At 65.2% G+C, this 12,459-nt stretch carries 10 protein-coding genes; 4 read left to right on the forward strand and 6 right to left on the reverse strand.

Features of this window, described 5'->3' with window-relative positions; translation table 11 throughout:
* Positions 1 to 170 precede the first annotated feature (170 nt).
* The 4 genes from H2O77_RS17460 (at position 171) to phoR (ending at position 3,948) form a co-directional block, all read left to right on the forward strand.
* Entirely contained in the window at positions 171 to 749 is a 579-nt protein-coding gene (locus H2O77_RS17460) for a chorismate lyase (RefSeq protein ID WP_215823630.1), read from the forward strand.
* Positions 750 to 814: 65 nt separating this feature from the next.
* Positions 815 to 1,705 carry a 4-hydroxybenzoate octaprenyltransferase gene (gene ubiA, locus H2O77_RS17465; RefSeq protein ID WP_043331742.1) on the forward strand — a complete coding sequence of 297 codons (891 nt, stop codon included), beginning with the start codon at positions 815 to 817 and terminating at the stop codon, positions 1,703 to 1,705.
* 223 nt (positions 1,706 to 1,928) lie between these two features.
* Positions 1,929 to 2,618 carry a phosphate regulon transcriptional regulator PhoB gene (gene phoB / locus H2O77_RS17470; RefSeq protein WP_043331741.1) on the forward strand — a complete coding sequence of 230 codons (690 nt, stop codon included), beginning with the start codon at positions 1,929 to 1,931 and terminating at the stop codon, positions 2,616 to 2,618.
* A gap of 7 nt (positions 2,619 to 2,625) precedes the next feature.
* Entirely contained in the window at positions 2,626 to 3,948 is a 1,323-nt protein-coding gene (gene phoR / locus H2O77_RS17475) for a phosphate regulon sensor histidine kinase PhoR (protein WP_215823631.1), read from the forward strand.
* Between the two features lie 186 nt (positions 3,949 to 4,134).
* On the opposite strand, the gene cysZ is transcribed toward phoR, so the two are convergent.
* The 6 genes from cysZ to H2O77_RS17505 all read right to left on the reverse strand — a co-directional run bounded on the left by cysZ (position 4,135) and on the right by H2O77_RS17505 (position 12,007).
* Entirely contained in the window at positions 4,135 to 4,863 is a 729-nt protein-coding gene (gene cysZ, locus H2O77_RS17480; protein WP_107335789.1) for a sulfate transporter CysZ, read from the reverse strand.
* Between the two features lie 196 nt (positions 4,864 to 5,059).
* Positions 5,060 to 5,785, reverse strand: a complete 726-nt coding sequence (gene phoU, locus H2O77_RS17485) for a phosphate signaling complex protein PhoU (protein ID WP_043331737.1) — start codon at positions 5,783 to 5,785, stop codon at positions 5,060 to 5,062.
* Between the two features lie 219 nt (positions 5,786 to 6,004).
* Positions 6,005 to 6,850, reverse strand: coding sequence for a phosphate ABC transporter ATP-binding protein PstB (pstB, locus tag H2O77_RS17490; protein WP_084589238.1), 846 nt, complete (start codon positions 6,848 to 6,850; stop codon positions 6,005 to 6,007).
* Positions 6,847 to 8,643: a phosphate ABC transporter permease PstA gene (gene pstA / locus H2O77_RS17495; protein WP_240548654.1), complete on the reverse strand. Its 1,797-nt coding sequence runs from the start codon at positions 8,641 to 8,643 to the stop codon at positions 6,847 to 6,849. The genes pstB and pstA overlap by 4 nt, the downstream gene beginning before the upstream one ends.
* Positions 8,640 to 10,934 carry an ABC transporter permease subunit gene (locus H2O77_RS17500; protein WP_215823632.1) on the reverse strand — a complete coding sequence of 765 codons (2,295 nt, stop codon included), beginning with the start codon at positions 10,932 to 10,934 and terminating at the stop codon, positions 8,640 to 8,642. Before H2O77_RS17500 ends, pstA begins: the two co-directional genes overlap by 4 nt.
* Before the next feature lie 113 nt (positions 10,935 to 11,047).
* Positions 11,048 to 12,007 carry a phosphate ABC transporter substrate-binding protein gene (locus tag H2O77_RS17505; RefSeq protein WP_054556469.1) on the reverse strand — a complete coding sequence of 320 codons (960 nt, stop codon included), beginning with the start codon at positions 12,005 to 12,007 and terminating at the stop codon, positions 11,048 to 11,050.
* Positions 12,008 to 12,459 lie beyond the last annotated feature (452 nt).

Raw genomic sequence — 12,459 nt, forward strand, 5'->3', positions numbered from 1 at the left:
TAGACTCGCCATTTCGTCATCCTGACAGGGAATTCACCGTGGTCCGATGCCCAGCAGGCGAGCCTCATCGCGCAGCGCTCACGCCACAGACCTCCACCTGTGAGGCGCCTCATTCGTCAGCCGAGCCCCTATGCCAGCCTGCGCCTCGCTGGCCTTTGCCCACGCGCGTCATGCCCGCTGCTTCGGCGGCGGTGCGCCGTCATTGGCAGCCGGCTGCCGCACTGCAAGGTGTCATGCCGGCCGGCTGGTGGGCGTGGCTCTCCTCGTCGGACTCGCTGACCCAGCGTCTTGCCAGCGCCATGAAGCAGCAGGATGAACGCGATGGCCAGCCCATTCAGGGCCTGCGCGTGCGCCTGCTGCTGCAGGACACCGGCCCCGCGCGGCTGGATGAGGCACGCCTGCTGGGCATCGGCCCACGCCGGCATGTCTGGCGACGCGAAGTGGCGCTCTGTCATGGCGATACGCCATGGGTGATCGCACGCTCGCTGGCGGCGCTGGACCTGGCTCACGGTCATCGCCTCTCGACGCTGGGCGAGCGCTCGCTGGGCCATTGGCTGTTTCGCCAGCCCGACCTGACCCGCAGCGCCATCGATGTCAGCCGCGCCCCGCTGGTGCTTTCGAGCCCCAGGCCGCTGGCCCGCACCACCAGCCTGTGGATGCGCCGCTCGATGTTCTCGCATGGTCGCTTCAAGGTGCTGGTGCAGGAGGGCTTCACGCCGGCCTTCCAGCACGCGCTGCAGCTGGCCTGAGCCTTGCGCCCGACTGGCCTCGTTTCTCTCTTCCCTTGCCCACTACCACCCGCCCAGGAGTCCCGATGACCGCGTCATCCACTTCCGCCGCTTCGCGTCCTTCCAGACTGGCCGACTACCTCGCCCTGACACGGCTGGACCGCCCCATCGGCACCTGGCTGCTGATGTGGCCGACCCTGTGGGCACTGTGGCTGGCGGCAGATGGCATTCCCGAGCGCACGACCCTGCTGATCTTCATCGCCGGGGTCTATCTGATGCGCGCCGCCGGCTGCGTCATCAACGACTACGCCGACCGCCATTGGGACAAGCATGTCGAGCGCACGCGAGACCGGCCGCTGACCTCGGGTCGCATTTCGGAGCGCGAGGCGCTGACGCTGTTCGGGGGGCTGGTCGCGGCCGCCTTCGTGCTGGTGTGCTTCACCAACCTGACCACGGTGCTGCTGTCGATCGTCGCCGTGCTGCTGGCGGCCAGCTATCCGTTCATGAAGCGCTTCCATCATCTGCCCCAGGTGGTGCTGGGCGCCGCCTTCGGCTGGGCGATTCCGATGGCGTTCGCCGCGACGCTGGAGGAGGTACCGACCTACGGCTGGTGGCTGTTCGCGGCCAATCTGATGTGGACGGTGGCCTACGACACCGCCTACGCGATGGTCGATCGCAACGACGACCTCAAGGTGGGCATCAAGTCCACCGCCGTGCTGTTCGGGCGTGCCGACAAGCTGATGATCGGCCTGTTGCAGCTGGGCATGCTGGCGGTGCTGATCGGCATCGGCCTGCAGCTGGCGCTGGGCATCTTCTACTGGCTGGGGCTGGCCGCCGCCGCCGTCACCTTCGTCTGGCAGCAACGTCTGATCCGTGAGCGTGAGCGTGCGCCCTGCTTCCAGGCCTTCCTCAACAATCATTGGACAGGTCTGCTGATCTTCGCCGGTATCGCCCTGGCGACCTGGCCGATGAGCTGACTCCTGCATAAACATTAGTATTATTTAATTTAAAGCGACCTCTGCCCTCTGTTGCTCCCCAGCCCACGGTTCATGCCTGCCTGCCGCGCCTCCAAGGCGGCTGGCAGGCTTGCGTGCAAGCTGCCATGCTGGCAGTTGTCATCTCGTTGTCATATAAGCGGGTTGTAATCGTCATCGACTTGTCATTCTGGCGCGTGCGCCGACTGCTGCATGGGATCTAGCGATGAGCTCCAAGACCGTACTGATTGTCGACGATGAATCCTCGATTCGCGAGATGATCGCCGTTGCCCTCGAAATGGCGGATTACCGCGTGCTGGAGGCAGACAATGCCCAGGACGCCCACGCCATTGTCGTCGATGAAAAGCCCGATCTGCTGTTGCTGGACTGGATGATGCCGGGCACCAGTGGCCTGGAGCTCGCGCGGCGCCTCAAGCGTGACGAGACCACCTCGGAGCTGCCGATCATCCTGTTGACCGCCAAGGGCGAGGAAGACAACAAGATTCAAGGCCTGGAAGCCGGGGCCGACGACTACATCACCAAGCCCTTCTCGCCGCGCGAGCTGGTCGCCCGTCTCAAGGCCGTGCTGCGTCGCACCACTCCCAAGGGAGTCGAGGAGGCGGTGGAAGTCGAGGGCCTGATGCTCGACCCGGCCAGCCACCGCGTCACCGCCCACGGCAACTCGCTGGATGTCGGCCCGACCGAATATCGCCTGCTGCAGTTCTTCATGACGCATCAGGAGCGTGCCTACACGCGCAGCCAGCTGCTCGACCAGGTATGGGGCGGCAACGTCTATGTCGAGGAGCGCACCGTGGACGTGCACATCCGTCGCCTGCGCAAGGCGCTGGGCACAGGCCATCAGCATCTGATCCAGACCGTCCGCGGCACCGGTTACCGCTTCAGCGCTCAGGCCTGAGGGATTCATGCGCTATTGGACCAACGAGCTATGGCGCCTCGGCTACCTTGCCGGTGGCTTCGGCCTGATCGGTGGCCTGCTGGGCCATCTGGGCTGGGGCCTGGCGCTGGGCCTTTCGCTGTATCTGTTCGTCCATCTCAAGCACTTGAAGAGCCTCTACACCTGGCTGATCACCAATCCCCATGAAGAGCCGCCTCCCGGCGATGGCGTCTGGGGAGACCTGCTCGATCGTCTCTACCGCTACCAGAAGGGCCAGCGTCAGGCTCAGGAGCGACTGCGCAGCATCCTCAACCGTATCCAGGAATCCTCCGAGGCCATGCGCGACGGCCTGGTGATGCTGGACAACCACGGTGACATGGAATGGTGGAACAGCGCTGCCGAGCAGCTGGTCGGTCTCAAGGCCAGCCACGACCGTGGCCAGCACATCACCAACTATCTGCGTGACCCCGTCTTCATCGACTACTTCAATCGGCTGGCCTACCGCGAGCCGCTGACACTCCAGTCGCCGCTGTCTGACAACCTGACGCTGCAGATCTCCATCACCCTGTTCGGTGACAACGAGCGTCTGGTCATGCTGCGTGACGTCACCCGCCTCTATCGTCTTGAAGAGATGCGCCGCGACTTCGTGGCCAATGTCTCCCATGAGCTGCGCACGCCGCTGACGGTACTGGCCGGCTATCTCGAGACCTACTCCGATTACGCCGATGACCTGCCACCGCGCTGGCAGCGTGGACTGGGCCAGATGCAGAGCCAGACCGACCGCATGCAGCACCTGGTCGAGGACCTGCTGACCCTGTCACGCCTGGAAACCGACGAGCTGTCCGACAATGGTCGCTGCATCGACATGAGCGCCCTGCTCGGCCATATCCGCGACGACGCCGAAGGCCTGTCCCAGGGGCGCCACACCTTCTCCATCGAGGCCGATGCCTGCCTGTCTCTGCGCGGTGAGGAGCAGGAGCTGCGCAGCGCGATCTCGAATCTGGTCTTCAATGCGGTGCGCTACACCCCCGAAGACTGTCACATCACCCTGCGCTGGAAGGCGGATGACCAGGGCCTGCTGGTCGAGGTGGAAGATGACGGGGACGGCATCGACCCGGTCCACCTGCCGCGCCTGACCGAGCGCTTCTACCGCATCGACAAGGGCCGCAGCACCGCCACGGGAGGCACCGGCCTCGGGCTTGCCATCGTCAAGCATGTGCTGATTCGCCATCAGGGCCATCTGGAGATCGACAGCCACCCCGGCGAGGGCGCGCGCTTCCGCTGTCACTTCCCCGACGAGCGTGCCTGTCAGGCGAGCGCTCCCCAGGCCAGCAGTGCGCTAGCCCAGTGATGGGCTGATTCCGTGATGATCTGACCCGGACGCCAGCCCAACGCAGAACGCCCCGCAGCCACCTCGAAAGGAGGCGTCTGCGGGGCGTTTCGTTTGGTCAATCAGACGACGCTGCGGCTATTTCAGCGACGTGCCAACTTAGCGACGAATCAGTTCAGCGACAAGCCAGCTCTGCGACAGGCTGTCTCAACGACGCGGTGCCGGCAACTGACGGTAGTGGCTCTGCCACATCAGTACCGCCCCGGCGACGGCGCCCGGGATGAACAGCAGATTGGCCAGCGGCACCAGCGTCATGACGAACACCGCGGCGCCGAAGGTCAGTGAGGGCCACCAGCGCGCCTTGAGGCGCTGCTTCATGTCACCGAAGCTGACCTGATGGTTGTCCATCGGGTAGTCGAGGTACTGGATCGACATGCTCCAGGCCGAGAACAGTCCCCACAACAGCGGCGAGAGCAGGTTCAGGCCCGGGATGAAGCCGATGATGAACAGCGCGATCATGCGCGGGATGAAGTAGCCCAGCTTGGCCATTTCACGCCCCAGCGAGTCGACGCCGATCTTCATCAGGCCACGATCATCGTCGATCAGGGTGCCATCCAGACGATGCTCGACCTTCTCGGCCAGAATGCCGTAGAAGGGCGCGGCGATCAGGTTGGTCACCAGGCTGAAGGTGAAGAACACCACCAGCAACAGACTCACCACCAGCACCGGCCAGATCAACCAGCTGAGCCAGTCCAGCCACGCCGGAACCTTGAGCATCCAGTAATCGATCCAGCCACCGAACTGGTTGAACAACACCCACAGCGTGATGCTGTAGAGCACCAGGTTGATCGCCAGCGGTACGAATACGAAGCGGCGCAGCCCGGGGGTATAGACCATGCGGGTCCCGCGGACCAGCGCCGATACGGCATCAATCATGCGACGTCCTCGTCATCTCAAAAGAACCGGCCAGCCAGCGGGCTGGCCGGAGCCACACCCTAGCACTCCCGCCTGCGCGGCGCAGCTGTCGGCCGCCTGACACCGCTCGCGCTCCCACGACGCAATCGCCCCGCGACCTGCCGGTAAGCAGGAGCGGGGCGAAAGACGCTACACAGGGGCAGGGAAGCGCGTCAGCTCACTTCTTGTCCAGGTCCTGCGGCTTCAGGTCATGGGTATCGGTGTGACGCACATCCACGCCCTTGACCAGGAAGATGACGTACTCGGCCAGGTTGTCGGCGTGGTCACCGATGCGCTCCAGCGCACGCAGAATCCACATCACGTTGAGCACCGGCGTGATCTGACGCGCATCTTCCATCATGAAAGTCATCAGCGAGCGCATCGCGCTCTGATATTCCAGATCCACCGAGGCGTCTTCACGCAGCACCTTGAGGGCAAGGTCGGTATCGAAGCGCGCGAAGGCCGTCAGGGAGTCACGCACCATGCTGCGCACGTGCTGACTGAGATGACGCACCTCGACCATGCCGCGCGGGCTCTGGCCGTTCTCGACCAGCGAGATGGCGTTGCGGGCGATCTTGCTCGATTCATCACCGATACGCTCGAGATCGGAGGTGGCGCGGATGACGGCCAGCACCAGGCGCAGGTCGGAGGCCGCCGGCTGACGGCGGGCCAGCACCCGGGTGCACTCGTCATCGATCTTGAGCTGCATGTCGTTGACAGCCTTGTCGTTGTCGCGCACCCGCGTGGCGGTTTCACTGTCGCCTTCCAGCAATGCCGTGACGGCATCCTGCAGCTGCTTCTCTACCAGTCCGCCCATGGCCAGCAGGTGTGTCTTCAGTGCATCCAGCTCGTGATTGAACTGCTCTGAGATATGCTTGCCGTGCGAATCGCTGGTGATATCCATTTCCCTCTCCCGGAAAGTCGCCCACCGAGTCAGGGGGCGTGACATGAATGACGTGACAAGTATGGCCCACTACTGACTGACACAGCGGGCTCCCCCTCAGCATGCCGACACTTGATTGCAGTTATGTTTCACCCATGGCGCAAAGGCGCTATCTGGCCGCCATCGTCAGCAATATCAGGGCGAAAGGGCTACCCGGCTGCACGTTCGCGCATGAGCGCGCTAACCGAAACGCCCCGTGATGTAGTCTTCCGTCTGGCGGCGCCGCGGGTTGGTGAACAGCTGATCGGTCGGGGCGAATTCCACCAGGCGGCCCTCATGCAGGAAGGCGGTATCGTCTGACACCCGCGCGGCCTGCTGCATGTTGTGCGTGACGATGATCAGCGTCAGGCGCGAGCGCAGCGAACGGATCAGCTCCTCGATCTTGAGCGTCGAGATGGGGTCCAGCGCCGAGGCCGGTTCATCCAGCAGCAGCACCTCCGGCTCGACCGCCAGCGTCCGCGCGATCACCAGCCGCTGTTGCTGGCCACCCGAGAGCCCCAGCGCGCTGTCGTGCAGGCGGTCCTTCACTTCTTCCCACAGCGCCGCGGAGCGCAGACAGGATTCGACCTTGTCATCGAGGTGGCGCTTGTCATTCTCGCCGACCAGCCGCAGCCCGAAGGCCACGTTCTCGTAGACCGACATCGGAAAGGGATTGGGCGTCTGGAAGACCATGCCGATCCGGCGGCGCAGCATCGGCACGTCCACGCCGCGCGCATGAATGTCCTCGCCCTCGAGCAGTACCTTGCCGGAAAGACGTGACTGTTCGTCGAGATCGGTCATGCGATTGAAGGTACGCAACAGGCTCGACTTGCCGCAGCCGGAAGGCCCGATGAAGGCCGTCACGCGCTTGCGTGCGATCTGCAGGCTGACATCCTCCAGTGCGCGGCGCGTCTGGTTCTCCTTGCCGACACGTGCCTGATAATCGAGGCTCAGGTGGCGGGTTTCCAGGCAGATGTCCTCAGCCGGCCGCGCAGGCGTCTCCTGAAGAAACAACTGGGGCTTGGGCTGTTCAGAGTCACGCCTCATTCGGTGGCTCCCTTGTAACGTTGTGCCAGCATGTGACGCAGGCGAATGGCACTCAGATTGAGGCATAGAATCACGACCACCAGCACCAGCGCGGTCGCGTAGACCAGCGGCCGACTGCTGAAGGCATCGCTGCTCTGGAAGGCCAGATCATAGACCTGATGCCCCAGATGCATGAATTTGCGGTCCAGATGCAGCCACGGGAAGCTGTCATCCAGCGGCAGGTCCGGGGCCAGCTTGACCACTCCGACCAGCATCAGCGGCGCGACTTCACCCGCCGCACGCGCCACGGCCAGAATCAGCCCCGTCATCAGCGCCGGCGAGGCCGCCGGAATCACCACGCGCTTGAGCGTTTCCAGGCGTGTCGCCCCCAGCGCCAGCGCGCCTTCGCGCAGACGACGCGGCACGCGCGCCAGCCCCTCTTCCGTGGCGACGATCACCACCGGCAAGGTCAGCAGGGCCAGCGTCAGCGAGGCCCACAGAATGCCACCGGTCCCGAAGGTCGGCGTCGGCAGCCGCTCGGAATAGAACAGCTCATCGATTCCGGCGCCCAGCCCATAGACGAAGAAGCCGAGGCCGAACACGCCATAGACGATGGAGGGCACCCCGGCCAGGTTGCGCAGCGCGATGCGCGTCAGGCGCGTCAGGCGCCCCTGATGGGCCACCTCGTGCAGATAGAGTGCCGCCATCACGCCGAAGGGCATCACCATGATCGACATCAGTACCACCATCAGCACGGTGCCGAAGATGGCGGGCCAGACACCACCGAAGCCCTCGGTGGGCGCGCCGGCCACGAAGTCGCGGAAACGCTTGAAGGTCATCATCAGCCGGCCGCTGAAGCCCATCGCATTGGGCCGCCAGGCATTGCGGATATCATCGAGCGCGATGCGGCCTTCGTAGCCGCCATTGCCGCCCAGCAGCAACTGACCGCCCGCCAGCGCATCCCGCAGGGCACTCAGCTGACCTTCACGCTCGATGAAGGCACTGCGTACCTCTTCCAACTCCTCCTGCATCTGCTGCTCGAGCTCAGCATCCTCATGTGTCTGCGCCGCGTCACCGTCAGCAGTGGCGCTGCGCCGGGATGCCAGAGACTGCTGCAGCGCCTGATAGCGACTGCTCAAGGCTTCACTGTCCAGGCGCAGCGCCTGCAGCTGGCGGCGCTCGCTCTCGATCATCTTCAGGCGGGCAAACAGTGGCTCGGCGTCCTCGGACAAGGGCCGGGCAGGCCCGTCGTCGACTTCGGGCGTGTGGTCCATCTCCCCCGTCATCGGATCACTCAGCGCCCGTGGCATGCCGTAGAGAGTGCGGCCATCGCGCATTTCCAGCATCAGCGCCTGGCTGGGGAAGGTCATCCTGTCGAGCAGCGTCTCCGGCAGCCACTGCCAGCTGGCCGCGGCCCCGTCACGCGAGGATGTCTGCAGCAACCACCATTGCTGGCGAGCATCATCCCCCTCGCCCGAGGCGACACGGCGCATCTCCTCGTGCATCAGCTCGCCGAGCAGATGGCGATTGTCGGCCGCCGGCTCACCGCGCGTGGTGGTCAGGGCCGTGGGGCTCTGGCCCGGCTGTGCTGTCAGTTCCACCTCGACCAGCCGGGAGGGCCAGAAGTGACTGAAGGAGCCCACCACCAGCAGGCTGAGCAGGCCCAGCACCAGCACCAGCGAGACACTGACCGCCATGGCATTCAGCCAGCCCCACGGGCCGCCGTCGCGCCAGTAGCGCTGCAGGCGTCCGACCAGCGGCTCGCGCGGGCGCAGCAGTGAGGAGCCGGCGCGATTGATGTCAGGGTGACTCATCCCCAGCTCCCCTGATTGGGTGGCGTGAAGCGCTGTCGCAGCACTTCCGCCAGCGTATTGACCACGAAGGTGAAGACGAACAATGCCAGGGCAGCGAGGAACAGCAAGCGGTAGTGGCTGCTGCCGACCTCGGCCTCCGGCAGCTCGATGGCCAGGGTCGCGGCCAGTGAGCGCAGGCCCTCGAACAGGCTGGCATCCACCAGCGGCGTATTGCCGGCCACCATCAGCACGATCATCGTCTCACCGACGGCGCGCCCCATGCCGATCATCATCGCCGAGAACAGCCCGACGGCGGCGGCAGGCAGGATGACGCGGCGCAGGCTCTGCCATGGCGTCGCGCCAAGCGCCGCGGAGCCTGCGGCCAGACCGCGCGGCACCGACGAGAGGGCATCCTCGCTGAGCGTGAACAGGGTCGGCATCACCGCCAGCCCCAGCGCCATGCCGGTCACCAGGGTATTGCGCTGGGCGTAATCGATGCCGTAGTGGCTGAACAGCCACTGGCGGAGGTCGCCGTCGAACCACCACTGCTCGACCTGGCCGGCGATGGTCACATCCAGCCACAGCAGCACGAACAGCAGCGGCAACAGCCCGAAGGCCGCCATGTTTTCCGGCAGCAGATTGCGCCATACGCGCGGCGACAGGGTCCACAGGAAGCCGGCCACCATGGTGCCCAGCGGAATCAGGACCAGCCCCAGCAACACCGCCATCAGCTCACGCTCGACGAAGGGCGCGACCACCAGGGCGGCGATGAAGCCGATCACCACGGTCGGCAGCGCCTCCATCATCTCCAGCAGCGGCTTGATGCGGGAACGCTGGCGCGGCGCCATGAAGCAGGCGACATGGATGGCACAGCCGAGCCCCAACGGCACGGCAAACAGCAGCCCGACCAGCGCCGCCTTGAGCGTGCCCCACATGATGGGCACCAGCGACAGACGGGGTTCGTGGGTGCCGGTGCTCTCCAGCTGCCAGATCCACTCCGGCGCTGCGCGCCCCTCATACCAGACCTTGCCGAAGATGGCGTCGAGCCCGACGGCCTGATGCGGGTCGTGTATCGCAAGCCCGGCATAGGCCTTGCCGAGCGCCCCCAGCGGCGCGTCCTGAGCGAGCTGGCCGGGCAGCCTTGCCTCCCGGGACGCCGATGCCAGCAAGCGGCGGTCATCATTGTCAAATTCCAGCGCCACGCCTGCCGCGACCCGGGCGGCATCCAGCCAGTCCAGCACCTGACGGCGACGCTCGCTGGTGGCCAGATAGAGGCCAAGGCGGCCGTTGGCGTCCAGCGCGGCAAAGCCGAGGCTGTGATGGGCGGCGGCCATCGTCACCACCGGCGCCGACAGGTCACTGTCAAAGACGCCGGCCTTGACCAGCGGCTGCGCGTGCGCCGGCAACAGGTAATGGCTCAGGCCACCGGCGGCGTCCCCGACGATCAGGCTTCTGCCGCCACGCAGGACGCTGATCGCGGTGATCGCCGGCGATGACGCGGAGGCAGAAGAGCTCACAGCGTGATGTGCCAGCTTGCGCGCCAGCGGCTTGGTCCCGGTGGAGGCCTCGCTCAGTTGCCACTGGGTGAAGCCATCGCGGTCAGCGGTGACCAGCAGACGCCCCTGCTGCGAAGACAGCCTGGCCGTGCCAGGCAACCACTGCTGCTGCCACTCGGAGTGCGGCGTCTGGCTTGCTGCATCGTCATCCAGCGCGCCGGCGGAGGCGTGTGGAGATGACAAGGCCAGACGCGCCAGCCACAGACCATCGCCCTCCTCGTACGGAATGCGCAGCCACAGCTGGCCACGGCTGAGCACCAGGCTTGCCTGGCGGCGCTCAAGCCCAGCGGGAACCTCGATGGCACTGCCGCGCAGTCGCACGCCAGCGGCGGACTGCTGAACCACCTGCAGGCGATCATCCGCGAGCCAGACACCCGCCAGCGGCGAGGTGCGCGAATCCGCCGTCGAATCATCACTGGCCAGCACGGGAGGCAGCCCGTCACGCGCGGCAAGCGGCATGTCAGGCAAGGTGCTCAGCCAGTCAGGATCGGACAGCCAGTCAGGGTCGCTTAGCCAGTCAGGATCGGTCTGCGCGGCAGGCATCTGCTGGTCGCTCACTTGCTGTTCGAGCGCCTGCTGAGGAAGCGGTTTGACGCTGGCGGGCTTGAGCAGCGGCCACGACACGCTGACCAGATAGGCCAGCATCACGACGACGATGACCATCACGCCCAGCCCGGCCGCTGTCAGCCACAGACTGGCAAGACGGTCATGCCGCAGACGACGACGCTGCATTCGGGAGGCATCAACTGCCGACATGAAATATCACCACGAAAGGATTCGCGCCCTGGAGTGTCGACTCCGCAGACGCATGAAGCGGGTATGGCACCGAGATTATGTCCAAGTGATGACAGAGAGATGACAAAGGCGAATCAAAGGGCATCCACATCCTCCAGCCCCAATTGCTGACGCCAGTGCAGCAGCTGCTTTTCCGGCAGTGGCACATAGCCACCGCGTAGGATGGCCTGCTGGCCCTGGCGCGACATGATCAATGACAGGAAGGCCTGCTCCAGCGCCGGGAGCGGCTCGTCAGGCACGCGATTGACGTAGATGTACAGCGCGCGGGTCAGCGGATAGCGGCCATCACGAATGCTGGCCCGGCTCGGGAAGACGGCGTGGCCGCCCGCCTCACGGCTGACGGACAGCTGTTTCACCAGCGGCGAAGAGGTGCTGAAGCTGGCATAGCCGATGCCATTGGGCGAGGAGCCCACCGCACCGATGATGGAGGCCGAGCCCGGCTGTTCGCTGACATCGAGGCGGAAGTCACCATCGCACAGCGCGATACGGCGGAAGGCGCCGTAGGTGCCCGAGGTGGCACTGCGCCCGAAGCGCGTGATCTGGCGGTCATTCCACTCATCGCTCAGCCCGAGCTGGCCCCAGCGATTGGCTGCCTGGCCACCACAGTTGTGCGTGGCGGAGAAGATGGCATCCAGCTGCGCGATGCTGATCTCCTCCAGCGGATTGCTGCGATGCACGATGATGCCCATCGCATCCAGCGCCACGGGCACACCCAGCGGCGGATAGCCGAATTCACGCGTGAAGTCCTGACGCTCCTGATCGCTCATCGGGCGCGACATCAGGCCGATGCGAGTGGTGCCGGCGATCAATGCCGGCGGTGCCGTCGAGGAGCCCGCGGCCTGCAGCTGCACGCGCACCCCCGGATGATAGCGGCGCAGCTGGGCAGCCCAGCGCGTCACCAGCACCGACAGGGTATCGGAGCCCACCGCCGTCAGGTTGCCCACCACCCCGGACACCGGGCGATATTCAGGCACCTTGTCGGCCAGTGCCGGAGCCGAGAGCGTCGAGAGCCCCAGCAGGCAGGCAAGCGACATCAGCCGCAACGACGGCAGCCCTGAGCGCAGGCGGGGCACGCATGAGGAGGACACATATGAGGAGGACACATATGAGGAGGACACGGATGACCCGCGACGTGGCGCGAACACGGCGCGAAAGCCTGAACGGACAAGCGACCCGACGGAAACTGACATGGCGACTTCCCACCAGAGAATGAACAAGATGACGATGCGACACGGTGCTGGCCACGGCTTGCCACGCCCGTGGCGACGGGCATGCGACGGTGGATCAAGGCGGCCCGTGCAGCATGGCGAAAGACAGCGAGTATCCGTCATTGCTGCGTTGAGGAACGATACTCCATGCTGCAGCGCAAAAAATCTCCTGACAGTCCCTTGTCAGTGAGGACAGTGCTTTGTCCGCCGGAGTAGGATACAGGAGATGATGAAGCCGCTGCGGCTCATCCGCCATGGTCTGCGTCGCGCTGATGCTA

Source organism: Cobetia sp. 4B (genome assembly GCF_018831605.1).
GTDB classification, from domain to species: domain Bacteria; phylum Pseudomonadota; class Gammaproteobacteria; order Pseudomonadales; family Halomonadaceae; genus Cobetia; species Cobetia amphilecti.